The sequence below is a fragment of the Vibrio sp. R10-SG3-ISO10 genome (genome assembly GCF_059834185.1).
On sequence record NZ_JCBDHG010000008.1, the window covers coordinates 13,787 to 35,347 of the forward strand.

20 protein-coding genes and 1 pseudogene are annotated in these 21,561 nt (G+C 45.8%); 8 read left to right on the top strand and 13 right to left on the bottom strand.

What is annotated here, in order from left to right; all coding sequences use genetic code 11:
- The first annotated feature begins 93 nt into the window (after positions 1–93).
- Together AC6R16_RS04465 and AC6R16_RS04470 are read left to right on the top strand one after the other, a co-directional pair.
- Positions 94–528: an Hsp20 family protein gene (locus AC6R16_RS04465; protein ID WP_004743598.1), complete on the top strand. Its 435-nt coding sequence runs from the start codon at positions 94–96 to the stop codon at positions 526–528.
- A 120-nt stretch (positions 529–648) separates the two neighbouring features.
- Positions 649–1,038 carry a hypothetical protein gene (locus tag AC6R16_RS04470; protein WP_486787061.1) on the top strand — a complete coding sequence of 130 codons (390 nt, stop codon included), beginning with the start codon at positions 649–651 and terminating at the stop codon, positions 1,036–1,038.
- Positions 1,039–1,088: 50 nt separating this feature from the next.
- Here AC6R16_RS04470 and AC6R16_RS04475 read toward each other — a convergent pair whose 3' ends face one another.
- From AC6R16_RS04475 to glyQ, 3 genes are all read right to left on the bottom strand, one after another.
- Positions 1,089–2,339 (bottom strand): valine--pyruvate transaminase, encoded by a 1,251-nt coding sequence (locus AC6R16_RS04475; protein WP_500673709.1) that lies wholly within the window; start codon positions 2,337–2,339, stop codon positions 1,089–1,091.
- Positions 2,340–2,547: 208 nt separating this feature from the next.
- Positions 2,548–4,614: a glycine--tRNA ligase subunit beta gene (glyS, locus tag AC6R16_RS04480; protein ID WP_500673710.1), complete on the bottom strand. Its 2,067-nt coding sequence runs from the start codon at positions 4,612–4,614 to the stop codon at positions 2,548–2,550.
- A 2-nt stretch (positions 4,615–4,616) separates the two neighbouring features.
- Positions 4,617–5,537: a glycine--tRNA ligase subunit alpha gene (gene glyQ, locus AC6R16_RS04485; protein ID WP_486795002.1), complete on the bottom strand. Its 921-nt coding sequence runs from the start codon at positions 5,535–5,537 to the stop codon at positions 4,617–4,619.
- A 441-nt stretch (positions 5,538–5,978) separates the two neighbouring features.
- Here glyQ and AC6R16_RS04490 point away from each other — a divergent pair, with 441 nt between their 5' ends.
- Both AC6R16_RS04490 and AC6R16_RS04495 read left to right on the top strand, forming a co-directional pair.
- On the top strand, positions 5,979–6,536 hold the full coding sequence (locus AC6R16_RS04490; protein WP_500673711.1) for a TMEM165/GDT1 family protein: 558 nt from the start codon (positions 5,979–5,981) through the stop codon (positions 6,534–6,536).
- A 156-nt stretch (positions 6,537–6,692) separates the two neighbouring features.
- Complete coding sequence (locus AC6R16_RS04495) at positions 6,693–6,953, top strand: hypothetical protein (RefSeq protein ID WP_494506141.1); 261 nt, start codon at positions 6,693–6,695, stop codon at positions 6,951–6,953.
- 47 nt (positions 6,954–7,000) lie between these two features.
- On the opposite strand, the gene tusA is transcribed toward AC6R16_RS04495, so the two are convergent.
- The gene (gene tusA, locus AC6R16_RS04500; RefSeq protein ID WP_004743605.1) at positions 7,001–7,249 is read right to left on the bottom strand and encodes a sulfurtransferase TusA; all 249 of its coding nucleotides are present in this window, start codon (positions 7,247–7,249) and stop codon (positions 7,001–7,003) included.
- A gap of 135 nt (positions 7,250–7,384) precedes the next feature.
- Between tusA and AC6R16_RS04505 the strand changes: the two genes are divergently transcribed.
- Together AC6R16_RS04505 and AC6R16_RS04510 are read left to right on the top strand one after the other, a co-directional pair.
- Positions 7,385–7,579: a hypothetical protein gene (locus AC6R16_RS04505; RefSeq protein WP_069668001.1), complete on the top strand. Its 195-nt coding sequence runs from the start codon at positions 7,385–7,387 to the stop codon at positions 7,577–7,579.
- 153 nt (positions 7,580–7,732) lie between these two features.
- Positions 7,733–8,674 (top strand): LysR family transcriptional regulator, encoded by a 942-nt coding sequence (locus AC6R16_RS04510; protein ID WP_500673712.1) that lies wholly within the window; start codon positions 7,733–7,735, stop codon positions 8,672–8,674.
- A gap of 64 nt (positions 8,675–8,738) precedes the next feature.
- On the opposite strand, the gene acuI is transcribed toward AC6R16_RS04510, so the two are convergent.
- From acuI to ilvG, 6 genes are all read right to left on the bottom strand, one after another.
- Positions 8,739–9,719: an acrylyl-CoA reductase (NADPH) gene (gene acuI / locus AC6R16_RS04515; protein ID WP_500673713.1), complete on the bottom strand. Its 981-nt coding sequence runs from the start codon at positions 9,717–9,719 to the stop codon at positions 8,739–8,741.
- A 196-nt stretch (positions 9,720–9,915) separates the two neighbouring features.
- The gene (gene ilvA / locus AC6R16_RS04520; protein ID WP_500673714.1) at positions 9,916–11,445 is read right to left on the bottom strand and encodes a threonine ammonia-lyase, biosynthetic; all 1,530 of its coding nucleotides are present in this window, start codon (positions 11,443–11,445) and stop codon (positions 9,916–9,918) included.
- A 3-nt stretch (positions 11,446–11,448) separates the two neighbouring features.
- Positions 11,449–13,290, bottom strand: coding sequence for a dihydroxy-acid dehydratase (gene ilvD / locus AC6R16_RS04525; RefSeq protein ID WP_500673715.1), 1,842 nt, complete (start codon positions 13,288–13,290; stop codon positions 11,449–11,451).
- Between the two features lie 30 nt (positions 13,291–13,320).
- On the bottom strand, positions 13,321–14,268 hold the full coding sequence (ilvE, locus tag AC6R16_RS04530; protein ID WP_171325403.1) for a branched-chain-amino-acid transaminase: 948 nt from the start codon (positions 14,266–14,268) through the stop codon (positions 13,321–13,323).
- Between the two features lie 11 nt (positions 14,269–14,279).
- Positions 14,280–14,564: an acetolactate synthase 2 small subunit gene (gene ilvM, locus AC6R16_RS04535; RefSeq protein ID WP_004743613.1), complete on the bottom strand. Its 285-nt coding sequence runs from the start codon at positions 14,562–14,564 to the stop codon at positions 14,280–14,282.
- Between the two features lies 1 nt (position 14,565).
- Positions 14,566–16,212 carry an acetolactate synthase 2 catalytic subunit gene (ilvG, locus tag AC6R16_RS04540; protein ID WP_500673716.1) on the bottom strand — a complete coding sequence of 549 codons (1,647 nt, stop codon included), beginning with the start codon at positions 16,210–16,212 and terminating at the stop codon, positions 14,566–14,568.
- Between the two features lie 474 nt (positions 16,213–16,686).
- Between ilvG and AC6R16_RS04545 the strand changes: the two are divergent.
- Positions 16,687–16,893 (top strand): annotated as a pseudogene (locus AC6R16_RS04545) (magnesium chelatase domain-containing protein); the annotation flags it as partial.
- A gap of 125 nt (positions 16,894–17,018) precedes the next feature.
- On the opposite strand, the gene AC6R16_RS04550 reads toward AC6R16_RS04545, so the two are convergent.
- The 3 genes from AC6R16_RS04550 to AC6R16_RS04560 all read right to left on the bottom strand — a co-directional run bounded on the left by AC6R16_RS04550 (position 17,019) and on the right by AC6R16_RS04560 (position 20,083).
- A complete protein-coding gene (locus tag AC6R16_RS04550; protein ID WP_500673717.1) occupies positions 17,019–18,533 on the bottom strand; it encodes a hypothetical protein in 1,515 nt (504 codons plus the stop codon).
- A 71-nt stretch (positions 18,534–18,604) separates the two neighbouring features.
- Positions 18,605–18,991 carry a hypothetical protein gene (locus AC6R16_RS04555; protein WP_500673718.1) on the bottom strand — a complete coding sequence of 129 codons (387 nt, stop codon included), beginning with the start codon at positions 18,989–18,991 and terminating at the stop codon, positions 18,605–18,607.
- 186 nt (positions 18,992–19,177) lie between these two features.
- Positions 19,178–20,083, bottom strand: coding sequence for an LAPAL motif-containing putative phage structural protein (locus AC6R16_RS04560; protein WP_500673719.1), 906 nt, complete (start codon positions 20,081–20,083; stop codon positions 19,178–19,180).
- 286 nt (positions 20,084–20,369) lie between these two features.
- On the opposite strand from AC6R16_RS04560, the gene AC6R16_RS04565 reads away from it, so the two are divergent.
- Positions 20,370–21,561, top strand: a 1,192-nt coding sequence (locus AC6R16_RS04565; RefSeq protein WP_500673720.1) for a YifB family Mg chelatase-like AAA ATPase, incomplete at its 3' end; no start/stop codon positions are given.

Sequence of the window (21,561 nt, forward strand, 5' to 3'; positions counted from 1 at the left end):
TAGCGGATAAATCCCTTAGCCGGCAAAGATCTCAACAAGATAGATCCGCGCAAACTCACGGCTAAGACTATTGCTTACTATGAGGATAGCATTATGAGAACTGTAGATTTCACTCCACTTTACCGCAACGCAATTGGCTTCGATCGTCTATTCAACATGATGGAAGCAAACACTGCGAAGAATGCTTCTGGCGGTTACCCTCCTTACAATATTGAGCAGAAAGACGAGAACCACTACCGCATTACTATGGCAGTGGCAGGTTTCGCTGATGAGCAACTCGATCTGACTCAGAAAGAAAATATGCTGATTGTTAAAGGTGAGCGTAAAAGCGAAGAAGAGAAGCAATACGTTTACCAAGGTATCGCAGAACGCGATTTTGAACGCAAATTCCAACTTGCAGACTATGTAAAAGTCGTGGGTGCGAGCATGGAAAATGGTCTACTGCATATCGACCTAGAGCGTGAGATTCCAGAAGCGATGCAACCGCGTAAGATTGCTATCAATGGCAGTAACCTAATCGAAGGTTAATTGGCTGTCTCAAAACTGAGAGTAAAGAGTGAAAGAGCGCACATTAGCGCTCTTTTTTATTGTACTCGAATCTGTAAATCAGTAATTTCTGCGCCGTAAACGATAAATTTGGACAATAGAATGAAAAAATTATTATTGGCTGCATTAGTTATTGCTGTCTCTGGCTGTTCTAGCCTTGTCGCTCCGCTTGCTACTGATTACACCGCATCAAACGGTGAAAAGATTCGTATCGCTTATGCCAACCCTGAAAAATCGGCTAACTGTGAGCTGAAAGGCCAGTCAGCGTTCAACCCTAACTCGCAAAGTATTATGGGAATTGTATCGTTTGGCGATAGCGGAATGGATGCTGAGCATAAAATTAACTCAACTTTTGGTGAAGAAGCAGCAGCGTTAGGCGCTAACTACATTAATCGTGGGTTTGCTGGCTCTTCTACATACGGTGGTGTATATCAGCGTTCTTCTACTATAGAAGCAAGCTACTTCCTATGTGAGCACATCCCAGCTCTATAAATACCAACAGCCCAAAGCGTGAACTTTGGGCTGTTTTTGTTTTGCTCCGCTTAACCTTGCTGGTAAGCGCGATCTACTTCCTCTGCGATGATAGCGATGCCTTTTTGCATCATTTCGTCATCTTGAACATAGTTCATTCGTAAGCATTGATGAGCATGTTCCCAGTCATCTTCTTGACCAATAAAGAAGTACTCGCCAGGAACAATCAGAACGCCGCGTGCTTTTAAGCGTTGATACAGTTCCATAGTGGTGATCGGCAGCTCATCAAACCAAAGCCAAAGGAAAATAGCGCCCTCTGGTTTGTGAATTCGGAAACGTGAGTCAGTAATTGCTGTTTGCAGTAACTCGACAGCGCGCTGAGACTTCTGTTTGTAAAAAGGTTTAATCACCTCTGAGCTCAGCTTTAACAAATCCCCTTTGCCAATAATGTGGTTGGCAATTGCAGGGCCTAAACTGCCCGGCGCCAGACTAATAATACCGTTCATATTGGTCATCGCCTGAGTGATTTCTTCACTGGCAATCACGATTCCGCAACGCACACCCGGCAAACCGAGTTTTGATAGGCTCATGCAAAGAATGGTGTTTTCATTCCAGAATGGCTCCACATCTTCAAAAATAATATTTGGAAACGGTAAACCGTAAGCGTTATCAATGATCAGTGGGATGTTGTTCTCACGCGCGAGCTTGTCCAATTTATGGATCTCTTCGTCGGTCAGCACATTGCCAGTCGGGTTGGTAGGGCGGGATGCACAGATAGCGGCGACGGAGTCATCTACTTTTAGCTGTTCAAAATCGACATGGTATTTAAATAGACCATTGTCAAGCATTTCAATCTCTGGGTGGTACGAGACAAAGATATCTTCATCTATACCGGCATCACCATAGCCAATGTATTCTGGTGCGAGTGGCAGTAAGATTTTTTTGTGCGAGCCGTCAGGTTGTTTGCCAGCCAGCAGGTTGAATAGGTAGAAAAAGCCACTTTGACTGCCATTGGTTAAGCTGATGTTCTTTTCTGTGATATTCCAGCCATAGGTCTCTTTAAGTAGCTTGGCGAGCGCTTTAACAAATGCATCTTTGCCTTGTGGGCCATCGTAGTTCGCCATTGCGGCAACCAGTTCTCCACTTTCTAGCAGTTCCTCACTGGCGAGTCGAAAATAATCGAGCATGGCAGGAATGGCGGCCGGGTTACCCCCACCGAGCATGATGGCGCCCGGAGTGCGTAGACCATCATTTAAATCATCCATTAACTGGGTAATACCTGAATACTGATTAAATTTTTCACCAAACTTAGAAAACTGCATTACTTTCTGTACCTAATTCATTGTTGTCATTGCTTTAGTTCTTGAACAGCTAGTGCGTGGCTAGCCAATAGAGTAATCCTTGAACATACATTAATGATAATAGGACGAAAAGCACTAAATCAGTGCATTGATAAAGAAAAGCCCAACTCCGAGGAGTTGGGCTTGAGTAGACTTGCTGAGAGTAAGGTCTTAGACCCTACTTTGGCGTTTATTTCTGCAGTAAAGAAATATCGGCAATTTCCAAGAACAGGTTACGCAGGTTGTTTAGCAGTGTTAGACGGTTCTTCTTCAGAGCTTCGTCATCAGCCATCACCATTACGTTGTCGAAGAAGGCATCAACAGGCTCACGTAGGTCAGCAAGCTTGCTTAGCGCCTCTTGGTAGTTACCAGTTGCGAACGCTGGCTCTAGCGCTTCTGTCATCACTTCAACGCTTTCAGCTAGTGCTTTTTCTGCGTCTTCTTGTAGAAGCGCAAGGTCGATGTCTGTCGCTAGCTCACCGTCGAATTTCGCTAGGATGTTACCTACACGTTTGTTCGCAGCAGCTAGTGCTTCAGCCGCTTCTAGCTCGCGGAAGTGAGATACCGCTTTCACACGCTGGTCGAAGTCTGCTGGCTTGGTTGGACGGTTAGCCAGTACAGCTTGGATGATATCCACGCTGAAGCCTTCGTCTTTGTACCATGCATTGAAACGACCAAGCATAAACTCGATAACGTCGTCTGCAACATTTGCGTTAGTCAGCTTGTCGCCAAACAGAGATTTCGCTTTTGCGATTAGGTCTGTTAGGTCTAGGCTGTAGCCGTTTTCTACGATGATACGCAGCACACCTAGTGATGCACGACGAAGTGCGAATGGGTCAGAACCCTTAGGTGCTTGGCCAATACCGAAGATACCAACGATAGTATCTAGCTTGTCTGCCATTGCTACTGCAGAAGAGATACCAGTGCTTGGTAGATCGTCACCTGCGAAACGAGGCATGTATTGCTCGTAAAGCGCCAGCGCAACTTGCTCGTCTTCACCATCGTGAGTCGCGTAGTGCATGCCCATTACACCTTGAGTATCGGTGAACTCGAATACCATAGATGTCATTAGGTCACACTTCGCTAGTAGACCAGCACGCTTAGATTTTTCAACGTCAGCATCGATCTGCTCAGCGATGTAGCCAGCAAGCTCTGTGATGCGGTCTGTCTTGTCTTTGATAGTACCAAGCTGCTTCTGGAAGATAGCTTGCTCTAGCTCAGGTAGACGGTCGATTAGAGGACGCTTACGGTCAGTGTTAAAGAAAAACTCTGCATCCGCAAGACGTGGACGAACAACCTTCTCGTTACCTTCGATGACGTAGCGAGGCTCTTTTGATTCGATGTTTGAAACGAAGATGAAGTTAGGTAGTAGCTTCTTGTTTTCGTCATACACTGGGAAGTACTTCTGGTCACCTTTCATGGTGTAAACCAAAGCTTCAGAAGGTACTTTTAGGAACTCTTCTTCAAACTTCGCAGTTAAGACTACTGGCCATTCAACTAGAGACGTTACTTCTTCAACTAGATCGTCTTCTAGATCAGCAACACCGCCAACGGCCGCTGCTGCTTTTTGCGAGTCAGCAAGGATGATCGCTTTACGCGCTTCGTAATCAGCCATAACTTTGCCGCGCTCTTCTAGGATCGCTGGGTATTGCTCTGCTGATTCGATAGTGAACTCTTGCTCACCCATGAAGCGGTGGCCGCGGATAGTACGGTCTGATGCTACGCCTAAGATCTCACCTTCGATAAGGTCAGAGCCCATAAGCATGGTGAGTGTTTTAACCGGGCGGATAAACTGAGTTGTCTTGTTACCCCAACGCATTGGTTTAGCGATAGGTAAGTTACCTAGTGCTTTTGCTGCCAGCTCAACAACGATTTCAGACGTTGCTTGGCCTTTTACTTCTTGTTTGAAAAGAAGCCATTCGCCTTTGTCTGTCACTAGGCGGTCAGCTTGTTCAACAGTGATACCGTTACCACGTGCCCAGCCTTGTGCTGCTTTAGTCGCGTTACCGTCAGCATCGAATGCCACAGAAACCGCAGGACCACGCTTCTCTACTACTTTGTCTGCTTGGCCTTCAGCTAGTGCTGAAACCTTAAGTGCTAGACGACGAGGAGCGGCGTACCATTTCACGCCTTCATGTGTTAGGTCTGCGCCTTTTAACTCTGCTTCGAAGTTTGCTGCGAACGCTTCCGCTAGAGTGCGAAGTTGCGTTGGTGGTAGCTCTTCAGTACCCAGTTCAATTAGAAATTCTTTTGCCATGATTACTTCTCCTCTTCCTTACGGCACATTGGGAAGCCAAGCGCTTCACGTGATGCGTAGTACGCTTCAGCAACAGACTTAGTCAGGTTGCGGATACGAAGGATGTAACGTTGGCGCTCTGTTACAGAGATAGCTTTGCGCGCATCAAGGATGTTGAATGCGTGACCCGCTTTTAGAATGCGCTCGTAAGCTGGAAGCGGGAGTGGCTTCTCTAGCTCAAGTAGCTCTTTACACTCTTTCTCGCACTGGTCGAAGAAAGTGAATAGGAAATCTACATCAGCGTGCTCAAAGTTGTAGGTTGATTGTTCCACTTCGTTTTGGTGGAAGATGTCACCGTAAGTCACCTTGCTGCCGTCTGGTGCGATGTTCCACACTAGGTCGTAAACAGAGTCCACTTCTTGGATGTACATTGCTAGACGCTCGATACCGTAAGTGATCTCACCAGTAACAGGTTTACACTCAAGGCCACCAACTTGCTGGAAGTAAGTAAATTGAGTCACTTCCATGCCGTTTAGCCATACTTCCCAACCAAGACCCCATGCGCCTAGCGTAGGGTTTTCCCAGTTGTCTTCTACGAAACGAATATCGTGTACTAGCGGGTCGATACCAAGAACTTCAAGTGAGCCTAGGTACAACTCCTGAATGTTGTCTGGAGATGGTTTTAGAGCTACTTGGAACTGATAGTAGTGCTGCAGACGGTTCGGGTTTTCACCATAACGACCATCGGTCGGACGACGTGAAGGTTGAACGTAAGCTGTCGACATTGGCTCTGGGCCAAGTGCACGTAGACATGTCATTGGGTGAGAGGTGCCCGCACCTACTTCCATATCTAGAGGTTGAACAATAGTACAACCGTTTTGTGCCCAGTAATCCTGCAGCGCGAGGATCATTCCCTGGAAGGTTTTGATATCGTAATTTTGCATAGTAATTCGCGCGATTCTTGTGTCAAAAATTGAGAAAAAATAACAATCAAGTATACCCAGATATTTGGCATGGGAGTAGCGTTAATCTTGATTAATTCCTAGGCAAAATTCTCCTTTAATGGAAATTTAATGGCTTATTCGTCCAAATTTTCCTAAAAGGGAGTTTATTTGCAGTTTATCGCTTGAGAAACACCTTTCAGATGGTTAGAATTCCGCCGTCTTTGGGGAGTAGCTTACTTAACTATCAACACTGGGATGTTAAGTTCGTTCGTCAACATAATTGATGCAAAATCATCATGGCGTTCGAGACGTATCGACCAATTTAATCACAACAATGTCGCATGCGTTTAGCAAGACCTTAGACAAATCATCACGAACCGAGGCGGGGCGTGAGGTTTGTCTTCGGTTAAAATTATAATCCCTGCCTCAGAAGAGCATGTCGTGAGCGTTTTAGCTATTTCTATCACTACCGTCGCACTAGCGGAGATCGGTGATAAAACCCAACTTTTGTCCCTGCTTTTAGCCAGTCGATACCGTAAACCTGTCCCGATAATCACTGCGATATTTTTAGCTACATTGGCGAACCATGCCCTTGCTGCATGGCTTGGTGTTGTTGTCGCCGATTATCTCTCTCCAGAAATATTGAAGTGGGTGCTGGTGGTGAGCTTTTTGGTGATGGCTGGCTGGGTACTGATCCCTGACAAACTTGATGATGATGAACAGATTTCCAGTCGGGGACCGTTTGTTGCGAGCTTCATTGCCTTTTTTATCGCTGAAGTTGGAGATAAGACTCAAATCGCGACTTCGATTCTTGGTGCGCAGTATCCAGACGCACTGACATGGGTCATTCTGGGTACCACGATTGGTATGTTGCTGGCCAATGTCCCAGTGGTACTTATTGGCAAACTATCCGCCGATAAAATGCCGCTAGATTTCATTCGCAAGATTACAGCTTTGTTGTTTATTGCTCTGGCGACCGCGGCGGCCGTGTTTCAATAACATCGGCTAAGTTGGTGTTAAATATCAATAACTAGCAGTGAAAAGATCCAGTTCAAACTCTGAATTTATTTCATTCTGAGTCGTGATCACTAACATATAAGTGTCATACTTGTCATGGTACTTTAACCATGTGAATGATAGCGAGAGGGCAAGGTTATGCTTACACGTTATATGGGGATGACACCTAAAAGTCAGAGTTATTTGTTCACCTTTGGTCTAGCGCTGTGTTTGCTAGCAATGGTACTGACCGATATGTGGCTACCGATTGTGGCAGGTTCGTTTATTTTGACTGGTTTGACTGTTGAAGCTTGGATTCGAGCTGAACATATTATCCCGATGCATGAAGAGATGCGCGCGATGAGAAAGCAGATCAATAAACTTCAGTCAGAAGTCCGCACACTAGAATACGATGAATAAAACAACGGCAGCCTTTGTGGCTGCCGTTTTCTTTTCTGTTGTGGCGTTTAAGCCATTCCTTTCTTAATCAGATACTGATAAGGCAGTTGTTCGGTTTGCGAACCAATCAATTGGTGGTCCATAAAGCGGCAGAAACTTGGAATGTCGCGAGTTGTTGATGGGTCATCCGCCTTCACTAGCAGTACTTCACCATCTTGCATGGTTCTAATTGTCTTCCTGACCATCATCACTGGCTCTGGGCAGCGTAATCCTTCCGCCTCTAATGTCTTGGTTGCCTGTTCTGGATTGAATGTCATGGTCGTATCTTTGGTTACTCAATTTGGCCTAGATGATACTAGTGAAGAAAAAATATTCAATAACCCCTTGGCAAAGCGATCATTTTGTTTTAACTTAGTTAACAAGTTGGTAACATTTAAAACGGGAGAGCAAGTATGTTGACAGCTTTAGATCGTCTAACCATCTATTCAGTGCTGTGTTTTATCTCTTTTTGCGCACTTGTTTTACGTTCACCAGCAGAATCGTCGTCGTTTATGCCTTTGCTCGGCATGGGTGCGACGGTGGTAGGGATTTGGCTTGAGATGCATCGCTGGTCGAGCGCATCTGAAGAACAAGAAAACGAATTGTAGCACTTCCAACTACGTTTCGTTTTTTATCACTACGCTCAACTACATTCCGACACTATCCCCAGTTTTCTTGGGCTTCCCCGCTGAAAAGCGGGATTTTTTTTGCCTGAAAAAGGTACAATACGCCCATACCCATCTAAAATACGTGGTTTAAGCGTGGAATTAGAAGATATTTATCGTCGAGATCTTAACCTATTGGTCGCATTGCGCGTACTGATTGAAGAGTGCAGCGTGAGCAAAGCTGCGAATCGCCTTAACCTTAGTCAATCCGCGATGAGTCGTGTTTTGGGGCGGCTACGCGATATGCTTGGCGACCCTTTGTTTACCCGCCAAGGTCAACATCTGATTCCGACAGAAAAGGCACTAGAAATTGATCGCTGTTTAGGTGAGCCACTAGAATCCCTGCGTCAGCTGTTGTCACCAATTGAGTTTGAACCAAGCAGCTGCGATCAGACGTTTAACATCGCCACGACGGACTACGCAATGCAAACTATCTTGCCGTTTGCTTTGCCACGTATTTATCAAGAAGCGCCCAATGTGTCGTTTAACTTTTTACCACTTCAGCATGATAGATTAGCCGATCAGCTCACCTATGAAGGTGCAGACCTAGCGATCTGCCGCCCAATTGGCCCTGTAGAGCCACTGCGTAGCGAAATTTTGGGTCGGGTTGGGGTGTTGTGCCTACTATCGAAGCAGCACCCATTAGCAGACAAAGAGCTCAGCTTGCTGGATTATCTCAACTACCCGCATGCGATGATCGCTATTAGTGATGGTGTTAAGGCGTTGATTGAAGGGGCGTTAGTTGACCAACCTAAGCGCAAGATGGTGCTGCGTGCGTACCATCTAGAGGCAGCACTCGCGATTGTCGATACCATGCCACTGATTATTACGGTTCCGGCAGACTTGGCTTATTTGGTCGCTGAACGCTATGACCTAGTCATCAAGCCACTGCCATTTCAGTTTACCCCGTTTGACTATTCGATGATTTGGCACCCACGCTGTGAGCATTCGCCTGCTCAGGAGTGGCTGCGCGGAATCGTAAAGGAAGAGTGCAGTCGCTTGATTGCCAAGCGCATTGACGATATTGGTTTGGACTAAATCGTTTCAATAACAAAAGAGCCAGCATTACAGGTGCTGGCTCTTTTCTATCTAACTGCAGCTGTTATAGCTTAATCACAACACGACCTGTTACTTGACCGTTTGTGATATCTTCCGCGTATTTTGGTGCTTCAGCCAATTCCACTTCAGTACAAGCTTGCTCAAAGTAGCTATCTGGAAGTAGTTCTACCAGTTTCTCCCACGCTGCGATGCGTTTTTCGGTAGGGCAAGAGACTGAATCAATACCTTGTAGGCGAACGTTACGTAGAATGAAAGGCATCACTGTAGTCGGTAGGTCAAAACCACCTGCTAGACCACACGCTGCGACCGCGCTGTTGTAATCCATCTGAGCCAGTACTTTTGCTAGTACTTTACTGCCTACAGTATCGACTGCACCTGCCCAAACTTGCTTTTCAAGTGGGCGTGCTGGCTCTTCAAACTCAACGCGGTCGATAATGCGAATTGCACCTAGTTTCTCAAGTAGTGGGCCATTTTGCTCAACACGACCTGTTACCGCTGCTACTTTGTAACCTAGCTGCGCCAATAGCGTTACTGCTACTGAGCCAACACCGCCACTTGCACCAGTAACAAGAATTTCGCCGTCTTCAGGCTTAATTCCAGCATCAAGCAGAGCTTGGACACATAGCATACCTGTGAAGCCAGCTGTACCGACCATCATCGCTTTTTTGCTATCTAGCCCTTTTGGTAGTGGAACGAGCCAGTCAGCTTTCAGGCGAGCACGCTGAGCCATACCACCCCAGTGGTTTTCACCGACGCCCCAACCTGTCAGTACTACTTTGTCACCTGCTTGGTATCGGTTGTCTTCAGAGCTCACTACGGTACCAGCTAAGTCGATACCTGGAACCATAGGGAAATTACGAATGATCTTGCCTTTCCCTGTGATTGCTAAACCGTCTTTGTAGTTTAGTGATGAGTAATCAACATCAATCAGTACGTCGCCTTCTGGCAGTTGTGCTTCGTCGATCTGCTCGATAGAAGCAATAGTACGTTTTTCTTCTTGGTTTAGAATCAGTGCGTTGAACATAAGTGGTCTCCACAAAAAGAGCAGCAATTTAAAAACTGGTTATGAGTGTAGATCCAAATTAGATATGACAAAAATGAAACTTTAGCATTATATCTATGCGCATCACGCATTTTGACCAAAGTATAAGCAAGAGAGAGACATGGAGTGGTTATAAATGACAAAAGCCCCTAATCGACGGGATTAAGGGCTTAGGTATTTAAGATAGGAAGAATTTGTACGACGGGTTGTCGGTTTCATCCTTACACTGGTAACCCAGTTCGCGTAGGTGAGCAGAGAAGCGAGATAAATCGGATTCATCTAACTCAAAGCCACACAGTACGCGGCCATAGTCAGCGCCATGGTTACGATAGTTGAACAAGCTGATATTCCAGTGTGTTCCGAGTGTGCTCAAAAATTTCAACAGTGCACCTGGGTATTCTGGAAACTCAAAGCTATACAAACGTTCTTTAAGTGGCTTAGAAGGTTTTCCACCAATCATATAGCGCACGTGCAGCTTAGCCATTTCGTCATCAGAGAGGTCGACCACAGGGTAGCCACCATCACGCAAGTCATGAATGATGTTATCTAGCTCTTCTTGCCCGTCTTGCAGACGGACACCAACAAAAATATTGGCTAGCGCGTCATCGTTGTAACGGTAGTTAAACTCAGTCACGGCACGGCCGCCAATCAAGTTACAGAACTCAAAGAAAGCACCTTGACGTTCAGGAATCGTCACCGCTAATAGACCTTCACGTTTCTCACCCAGCTCACAGCGCTCAGAGACATAACGTAGGCCGTGGAAGTTAGTGTTGGCACCAGAAAGAACCGTACCTAGGTTTTTATCTTGCAGCCCATTTTGCTCGGCAAATTTCTTCAAACCCGCTAAAGCCACTGCGCCAGAAGGTTCGGCAATCGCACGTGTGTCTTCAAAGATATCCTTCACAGCTGCGCAGATTTCATCGCTGGATACCGAGATATGACCATCAATGTATTTCTGACAAAGACGGAACGTCTCATCACCAATGCGTTTTACAGCGACGCCATCAGCAAACATGCTCACCTGATCGAGAACGACAGGTTCACCTGCGTCTAAAGCTGCTTTCAAGCAAGAGGAGTCTTCTGGTTCAACGGCAATCACCTTGATTTCAGGCATCAGTTGTTTAACCAGCACAGCAACACCTGCTGCGAGACCACCACCGCCTACGGGAACGAAGATGTAGTCGAGGTGACCATTTTGCTGCAGCATTTCCATACCAATCGTACCCTGACCGGCAATCACTAGTGGGTGATCGAATGGTGGCACAAAGGTATAGCCGTGCTCTGCTGATAGACGCTCTGCTTCGGCTTTTGCCTCGTCAAAGTTATTGCCGTGCAGCACTACGTTACCGCCAAAACCTCGTACCGCTTCGACTTTGATATCTGGCGTGGTTTTTGGCATCACGATAGTGGTCTTGATGCCGAGCTTGGTCCCAGAAAGCGCCATACCCTGAGCATGGTTACCCGCAGAGGCTGCAATAACCCCCGCTGCTTTTTGCTCTTCACTAAGGCTTGCGACCATGTTGTAAGCACCGCGCAACTTAAACGAATGAACCGGTTGGCGGTCTTCACGTTTGATTTGCACGTTATTACCAATACGCGCAGCAAGGCGAGGCATTTCCTGAAGTGGCGTTACTGTGGCCACTTCATAGACTGGGGCTCTTAAGATCTGGCGCAGGTAATCTGCGCCAGTTTGGTTAGTCAGAGTCATAAGCTAGTCCTCTAGCTTAGATTTGTCTCGTACTGCACCTTTGTCAGCACTGGTCGCCATACTTGCGTACGCTTTTAGTGCAAATGAAACTTCACGTTGACGGTCGACTGGTTTCCAGCCTAACTCATCTTGTTTTGCACGGCGCTCAGCAAGTTCTTGTTCTGAAACTTGTAAAGAAATTGAACGGTTTGGAATATCAATAGCGATCATATCGCCTTGTTTCACCAAGCCGATCGCACCGCCGTTAGCTGCTTCTGGAGAAGCGTGACCGATAGACAAACCAGATGTACCGCCAGAGAAGCGACCATCCGTCAGTAGGGCACACTCTTTACCTAGTCCCATAGACTTTAGGTATGTCGTTGGGTAGAGCATCTCTTGCATGCCCGGGCCACCTTTAGGGCCTTCGTAACGGATAACAACCACATCACCCGCTTTCACTTTGCCACCAAGGATGCCTTCAACTGCATCTTCTTGGCTTTCAAACACTACCGCAGGGCCCGTGAATTTATGAATACTCTCATCCACACCTGCGGTCTTAACGATACAGCCATCTAATGCAATGTTGCCAGAAAGAACGGCCAGACCACCCTCTTGGCTGAAGGCGTTGTCTTTGGTGCGGATACAACCTTCAGCGCGGTCGTCATCAAGACGATCCCAACGACAATCTTGTGAGAAGGCTTGAGTGGTACGAATACCCGCAGGACCTGCGCGGAAGAACTTCAATACTTCATCATCTTCAGTTTGGATGATGTCGTATTTGGCTAGCTGCTCTTTCATTGACAGACCAAGAACGGTGCGTGCTTGGTTGTGAAGTAGGCCAGCGCGGTCAAGCTCACCAAGAATGGCCATGACACCACCCGCGCGGTGGACGTCTTCCATATGATATTTCTGAGTCGAAGGCGCTACTTTACAAAGGTGTGGAACCTGACGAGATAGACGATCGATATCTTCCATATCGAAGTCGACTTCACCTTCTTGCGCTGCAGCTAGCAGGTGCAGGATCGTGTTGGTTGAACCACCCATTGCAATATCGAGTGCCATTGCGTTCTCAAACGCATCAAAGGTCGCGATGTTGCGCGGTAGTGCAGATTCGTCATCTTGCTCGTAGTAACGACGCGTCAGTTCAACAATGCGACGGCCCGCATTAAGGAATAGCTGTTCACGGTCAGCGTGAGTAGCTAGCATTGATCCGTTACCAGGCTGAGAAAGACCTAGTGCTTCGGTTAGGCAGTTCATTGAGTTAGCAGTAAACATACCTGAACATGAACCACATGTTGGACATGCACTGCGTTCGATCTGCTCACTCTGCTCGTCTGACACTTTCGGGTCTGCGCCTTGGATCATTGCATCAACCAAGTCTAGCTTGATGATTTGATCAGAAAGCTTGGTTTTACCCGCTTCCATCGGACCGCCAGAAACAAAGATAACTGGAATATTCAGGCGCATTGACGCCATTAGCATTCCCGGAGTGATTTTGTCACAGTTAGAGATACACACCATGGCATCAGCACAGTGGGCATTAACCATATACTCAACGGAGTCGGCAATCAGCTCACGTGATGGTAGTGAATAAAGCATACCGCCGTGGCCCATTGCAATACCATCATCGACAGCTATGGTATTGAATTCTTTGGCGATTCCGCCCGCTTTTTCAATCTCACGTGCTACCAACTGACCCATGTCTTTCAAGTGTACGTGGCCTGGTACAAACTGGGTAAATGAGTTAACTACCGCGATGATTGGCTTACCGAAATCTTCGTCTTTAACGCCCGTAGCACGCCATAAGGCGCGCGCACCGGCCATATTGCGTCCGTGTGTTGTGGTTGCTGATCTATATTTTGGCATTGTGTTACTTCCTATATTTGCCGGTGCTTTTTAAGCTTTGTCTGCGTCTTGTGGGTAAACGTAATCTAGCCAACCCCATTTATCTTCTGTGGTGCCATTAAATAGGCCGAAGTAAGCTTCTTGGAGCTCTTTGGTGATTGGGCCACGCTTGCCACTGCCGACTTCAATCTTATCGATAGTTGCAACAGGAACGACCTCTGCTGCAGTACCTGTCATAAAGACTTCGTCTGCTAGGTAAAGCGCTTCACGCGCAATGTTTGCTTCACGCACTTCATAACCGCGATCACGAGCGATAGTCATAATTGAATCGCGAGTGATACCAGGTAGGATTGCGCTGGTTGCTGGTGGCGTAGTGATAACACCATCTTTAATCACGAAGATGTTTTCGCCAGCACCTTCAGATAGGTAACCATCGACACTGAGCGCAATACCTTCATCGTAGCCGTGACGACGAGCTTCACCACCAACCAGTAGTGAAGATAGGTAGTTACCACCAGCTTTTGCCGCTGTTGGAATCGTGTTTGGCGCTGCACGGTTCCAGCTAGAGATCATTGCATCGACACCTTTCTCTAGTGCTTCTTCACCTAGGTATGAACCCCAAGGGAAAGCAGCAATGATCAGATCCATTTCAGTGCCTACTGGTGGGCACACTCCTAGACCTACGTTGCCCACGAAACCTAGTGGGCGAATGTAGGCGCTATCAAGTTTGTTTTGACGCAGTGTTTCGCGTGTTGCTTCCATAATCTCTTCAACAGTGTATGGAATAGGGAAGCGATAGATTTTCGCTGAATCTTTAAGACGTTTTGCATGCTCTAAATGGCGGAAGACAATTGGGCCTTTAGGTGTGTTGTAGCAGCGTACGCCTTCAAAGACTGAAGTACCGTAGTGCATAGCGTGAGTTAACACATGCACGTTAGCCTCTGCCCAAGGAACCATTTCACCGTTAAACCAAATGTAGTCTGCTGTTTTTGTAGCCATTATTGCCTTCCTTATGCACAAATCTTTTGTTGTAGGTTGTTATTTGGGAGTTCGTCACTCGCAATTTGCGTGACTTCAACAGTGCGGACATCCCAAAGTTTCTCGATTTGATTGGTGAGAAATGAAATAGGACGATCACTGTCGACGATGATTTCAACGCTAGCGACTTTGCTTTCGTGGTTTTGCGTGCCAGCTACTTGCTTAACAATAAAACCACGGTGGCGTACCACGCGAAGAACGCGTTCTAACAGTACTGGTTTATCATCCGCTTTGATGTCGATTAGATATCTTTCCATGTTAGGTGTTCTCCAGCATGTCATTGTTTGATGCACCTGGTGGTACAAGTGGCCATACGTTTTCTTCTTCGTCGATTAAAACATGAAGTAAGTATGAGGTTTTACTTTCTAGCATTTCTTTAAGAGCTGGCTCAACTTCTTCTTTTTTAGTGATCACTTTACCCGGAATATCAAAAGCTTTTGCTAGCATCAAAAAGTCCGGGTTGTCATCAAGAATGGTTTCACTGTGGCGACCATCAAAGAACAGCGATTGCCATTGGCGAACCATGCCTAAACGCTGGTTATCGAGTAAAACGACTTTGACCGGAATCTGACGACGCTTCAGTGTGCCTAGCTCTTGGATGTTCATCATAAATGAGCCATCACCTGTGATAAGGATAGACTGATCATCAGGTCGAGCAACCGCTGCTCCCATTGCTGCTGGAAGGCCAAAGCCCATAGTGCCTAGTCCAGCGGACGTAATGAAGTTTTGTGGCTCGCGTGGTTGAATGTGTTGCGCTGCCCACATCTGGTGTTGGCCTACATCGGTAGAAACAATCGAAGTGTCCGGCATAAGATCAGATAGCTGCTTCAATAACCCTGGAGCATAGATAAGATCGCCTGGGTGGTCGTAGCGCCACTTGAAACCACTACGGAGACTTTCACTATGTTTAACCCAAGGCGTAATGTCTTGAGTCAGCTCTAGTTGAGGAAGAACAGCAGGGATTTCACCACGTACTGGCGCATTGGCTTGGCGCAGCTTGTGAATCTCTGCGGCATCAATGTCAATGTGAATCACCTTAGCATTTGGCGCAAAGGTGTCGAGCTTGCCGGTCACTCGGTCATCAAAGCGGGCGCCAACAGCAATCAAAAGGTCACACTCTTGTACAACTAGGTTGGCCGCTTTAGTACCGTGCATGCCCAGCATACCTAGATAGTGAGGATCATGTCGCTCAATCGTACCTAGCCCCTTCAGGGTGCTGACAGAAGGCATTGGGTTTAAACGTAGGAACTCTCGTACTGAGTCCGTTGCGTGACCAAGCTGAACACCACCACCGACATAAAGTACCGGACGTGAGCTTTGAGAAAGCAGCTCTTGTGCTTGGGTAATAGCCTCTTGGCTTGCCATTGGCATCGCTGGTGGAGAAAAAGGAGGAAGAAGGTTTACTGGTGCTTGGCCTAGTTGAACATCTTTAGCGATATCAACGATTACTGGGCCTGGGCGACCTGTTTTCGCCACTTCAAAGGCTTCAGCAAGTGTTGGTGCCAGTTCATTGATATCTGTTACTAGATAGCTGTGTTTGGTACACGCTAGCGACATACCGATCACATCAATTTCTTGGAACGCGTCAGTACCGATATGAGAGCTTGCGACCTGACCTGTGATCGCAACCAGTGGAACTGAATCCATAAAGGCATCGGCGAGACCTGTGACTAGGTTGGTCGCACCCGGCCCTGATGTTGCCATACAGACAGCGACGTCCTGAGTTGAGCGAGCCATACCAATTGCGGCCATCGCTGCGCCTTGTTCATGTCGACAAAGGATATGTTCGACGCCACCATCATAGAGGGCATCATAGATTGGCATGATGGCTCCACCTGGGTAACCAAATACGGTTTTAATACCTTGCTGCTTTAGGGCGGCAACGACTAACTCGGCACCTGTCATTGTGAGCCCCCTTTATGCATTGCTTGATGTTGTGTTGTGTTGCACGTCATGTGCGCTCCCATTCTTCCTACGGCTCTTGTTTTTCTGAGCTTTAATTTATGTCTGCCAAATTTTCAGCGTACTAATTGTAAAAAACCCCCGGACTTTTCAGTGCGGGGGTTTTTTTGAATCTGTGGTTATCTTTCGCCCACTCTACCCCGCGCGGAATCAATAATGACCACGATAATCAGGGCAATCAGTGCGTTAATGCGGGCGTTGAAGTTCATTTATTATTTCTTTAGTTATCTGTGCCTATATGGGCACGAAATTGTTTGAGTCTCTAGTGGTAACATACAATTCCGCCGCATGACAAGCAAAAACTCATTCTTTTTTCACATTCTTTCAGCATCTCGCCAAGCTATATAACAACCTTGATAACAAAATAGACGAACTATCAGGGGGATAAATAATGGTCAGACAACAAGTGAGCTTAGTATGGGATTAGCGATCATCCACAGTCGAGCTTGCGTCGGGGTAGAGGCACCAACAGTGACGGTAGAAGTGCATATCAGTAATGGTATGCCGGGATTTTGTTTGGTTGGTCTACCTGAAACCACGGTTAAAGAGTCTCGCGACAGAGTGCGCAGTGCGATCATCAACTCACGCTTTGAATTTCCAGCTAAGCGAATCACAAACAAGTTAGAGTAACTATAAACTCACGTTCATTTATTGAGCTAAAAACGATGTCACCTAAAGTAGTTGTCAGTTCTTTAGAACTCTTTTAAAGAGACTGACAACTAAAAATGCTTACACCCCCGCGTCCCCGTTTACTTCTTGACCGCAGCTTTAACTAAGTCAACAAGCAAGCTACTGTCTATCTCATGCTCTTTAGCCTTGCCGTTAAAAACCTCAGTTATCAGCTTGATTTTAGTATCGCGTCTGTAATCGAGCTTTTCCTGCTCGCTCATGTTTTGACATTTGTTCGAGTCAGTAATCTGCTGTGCGAGTATTTCTGCCTTCAGCATGGTCATTTTTTCAGTGTTCAAAGCCACGATATTCTTAACTAGATAGAAAAATACACTTGTTAACCCACCAATAATGAGTGCAGTTGCTGTAACAAGCGGAAGCCTGCTTAGAAAGATATCCCATGAACTCGCATCTTTGAGCTTTGGCAGTAACTCGACAAAACCCTCACCGTTGTAATAGATATAAACAGCCATCGCAACGATACCCGCAAAAACCAAACAGGCAAAAATGCTGTATAGTTTCACTTGCTTACCTGTTTCGCTTGAATGCCCTGCGATATCAAGTGAGGTTAGATTTTTCTCACGATGCGCATCAGCTAGTTGACTTTTGACTTTTCCAAGGCTTTTCTCTGTCTCGTCTAACTCTTTGCTTGCCCTCTGAAGATCACTATTTTTATCTTCGTACTGTATTTCACTTTGCAAAGTTCTTTCTTTTATCTGGGTTAGCTTAGTAAGTGACTTTTCTATGCTTTCGGTGTTTACATCCAGTTCCTTCATTCTTTTAGCTACGTCATTGTTTACGCTTTCTAGCTGCAAAGTGCTTCGATGAATAGATTGTTGAATAAACTCTTCTTGCTGCTTCAATTCACCAATCTTACGTTCTAGGTCTTCTAAGTTTTTCATGCTGAATTGCATGCTAGATGTAATATGCTGCGATGCCTGAGCAACCTGTTGTTTTTGCCGTAGAGATGTGCTTTCTAAAGTTTGAACAGCATTTCTAAGCTCTTCTACTTTGTGGTGGTTTTCTGAGATGACTGAAGAAACTATAGCAATTTTTATTGAATGCAAAGAGCCATTTTTAGGTAAGATAATTCCGAGAACAGCCTCGTTAGAATTATAGGTCGAAACATCTGCTTTTCTTGCTAAAAACTCATTTTGGCTGATATAGATAGGAGCACTTTCTTTCTCAATCTTATTTCTCAGCAAAGCTTTCTTCGGTGTTCCGGTTGGGCTGATGAGATACAATGAACTCATATTTTCTTCGACCGGTATGCCAATACACTTAACTTTGGATAACAACACTGGCTCAGAAAACAGGACTACATTCTCAGCTTTTAGCATATCAATGTTGTAGTTTGATTGCTTAAGAGCACTTGAAGCAAAGTCGAGGTCTTCTTCGTCACTGATTGGATCTTCAGGGCTAAAGTTGCGTATGAGAGCTGTGTTTAAGTTGGGCGATTCATACGTTGTATAAAAAGAATCCAAGCTCGATTGAAGTAATTCAACAGCTTCAACCATCGGCTTTACATCTATTAGCTCTTCAACTCCTTGAGTAGACATATCTGCAACAAAAAGATCTTGTGTTTCTGAACTCATTTTTAACTCTTATTTCTGAGGTACATATGCTGGTATGCTCAGCATTACAGCAGTCGTAAGTTATTCATTTACTAGATAGAAGACTCTTCAGTAATAGCTTTAGCGGCATTTCGAATAACAGTGTTTCTTTGTTGTTCTAAACCTTCTTTGGTTTTGTCACACTTAGTCGCCTTGATAAGCTCGTCAATAGCCTTGAGCTTGTCAGTGTAATCACATTTATGTTTTTTCATTCTGACCTTGTATCTTAAGTAAGACAGCCCGATAGTGACTAAGAATGAAGTGAGGCCTGCTAGAAATGCTATTACTTGCTCGCTCATATACATAGCAAGAGTAGAGTCTTCTGGAAGTGTTTTAGACCATGTCAGTATGACAAATGTCGCGACGCTTGTTATTGTGGCGCTACTGAGTACATCAGTAGTATTGATGTTTTTGTTATTTGTTGTCGTATCTTTAGGCACTCTGACCCCTCTTGTGACGCGCTATCGTCTTCCAAAGTGGGTCGTCCTGACGTAAGTACAGAACCGTTGTGCTTTGCTTTCCCTCAATATCAACAACAACCTTAACCCTACGTCTAGTTAGCCTAAGAATAATTAGTGGTCTGGTGTACCAGACCACTACAGCTAAAATGACGCAAAGCAGAATTGCTATATTAGTGTCCACTGTTTGTCCTCTGCTGGCGAGTGGTGTTTGACTAGCGTGACTGTGTAGTTAACAGTCACATTCCCTGTCAATCTTGTTTTTTCTTTATACCAAACACCCTCAATTTCAAGTAGGTCATCCTTAGCAAATTTCTCTTTGCTATCTGACACTCTTTTCAAAAATGTCGGATCAACAATTTTTACTGTTATGCTCTTAGACGGGTTGTCTTTGTCGATGAGTGTCCAGTTCTTTTTTGGGTTGTAGCTTAAAGTATCAACATAGAAGAAACCAGCAATCTTACCTTCACCAACGATATGCTTGTGGTTGCGTTTGATTATTAGCTTGTCTTTTTCTTCTGAGCTAACACAAATTGGCTGTAAGTCTTTAATACCATGGCTTATGGTTAAAGAGTCGACTCCTTCTTCGACCAGTGGCGAAGCAACTTGGCTGATTGCTTTTCTTATTTTTGGGTTCGTCAGAATTGCACATTCCAACTCATCTAGAACAACTCTTTCGCCGTCGATATCTATCGTATAACCTTCATTTTCTTGCTTGATGACAATCTCGGTCGTGGCAAGGTTCAGGTTTTTAAGTATGTTGAACACTCTGTGTAAAGCCTTGCCAATAGCCTTATGGATAGATTTTTTCTCCAAAGTTTGTTGTGACTCTGATTCGGACGTAAATAGCTTTAGAAGCCACCATAGAGACCCTGGCTGAATGCCCCCTTCAACGTAAATCTCTGTATAGACCTTTGAGTTGTAGATGCGGTTCGCTTCTTTATAAGCCTCTTTGTACATCACTTCTAGACCGTTCATACTGCCAGTCACGTGCGATGCGATCATGAGATGCTGTTTAATCTTCTCACCACTACCGTCATAGTGAGCTTTTATCGATTGTTCGTTATTTTCCATTAACCCAATCTAACTTAGTTATCGATACACAGATCCGCAAATATGCCACTTTTTGTAGGGCAATAAAATGTTTGATATCGAAATGTTGTCCTTAATGTGAGAGAAATCTACGTACTTAGCATTGAGAAAATAGTACTTGAAAAATAAGTTCCGCCGCATGACAAGCAAAAACTCATTCTTTTTTCACATTCTTCCAGCATCTCGCCAAGCTATATAACAACCTTGATAACAAAATAGACGAACTATCAGGGGGATAAATAATGGTCAGACAACAAGTGAGCTTGGTATGGGATTAGCGATCATTCACAGCCGAGCTTGCGTCGGGGTAGAGGCACCAACAGTGACGGTAGAAGTGCATATTAGTAATGGTATGCCCGGATTTACCTTGGTTGGGCTACCTGAAACTACGGTTAAAGAGTCTCGCGATAGAGTGCGCAGTGCGATCATCAATTCGCGTTTTGAATTTCCAGCTAAGCGAATCACAGTCAATCTCGCGCCTGCTGATTTACCTAAAGAAGGTGGTCGATTCGATCTGCCGATTGCATTAGGTATTTTAGCGGCGTCGGAGCAGATTCCTGTTAATGAGCTAAACAATCAAGAGTTTATTGGCGAGCTTGCTTTGTCTGGAGAGCTAAGAAGGGTGAAAGGTGTGTTACCCGCGGCATTGGCTGCCAATCGAGTTGAGCGCAGTTTAGTGGTCCCCCATAGCAATGGTGATCAGGCGGCGTTAGTCGGTGCTGAAAGACATAAATCGGCGCAAAGCTTACTTGAAGTGTGTGCCGACCTTTGTGGACAACAAAAGCTCTCACTACATCAAACCGCGCAAGTTTGTGCAGCACCGAGTAGCCAGAGAGATCTGCAAGATATAATCGGGCAGCAGCAAGGCAAGCGCGCTTTGGAGATAGCTGCCGCAGGCAATCACAACTTGTTGTTTCTTGGCCCGCCGGGGACAGGAAAAACCATGTTGGCTTCGCGTTTATGCGACTTGCTGCCCGATATGTCAGATAGTGAGGCGCTTGAATCGGCTTCGGTAGCTTCACTAACCCAACAAGAAATCAATGCCCACAATTGGAAGCAGCGTCCTTTTCGCGCCCCGCATCACTCAAGTTCGATGGCGGCACTGGTGGGAGGAGGCTCTATTCCAAGACCGGGAGAGATCTCTTTGGCGCACAATGGATTATTGTTTCTCGATGAGATGCCAGAGTTCGAACGCAAAGTACTCGATTCGTTGCGTGAACCACTGGAATCTGGGGAGATTATTATCTCACGAGCCCAAGGCAAGACGCGCTTTCCCGCGAGATTTCAGCTAGTTGGAGCATTAAATCCGAGCCCCACCGGATACTACGAAGGCAACCAATCGCGAGCCAATCCGCAAACTATTCTGCGCTACTTAAGCCGTTTATCTGGTCCATTACTTGATCGCTTTGATATGTCTCTGGAAATCCCAGCGCTACCAAAGGGGACGTTAGCGGAAGGGG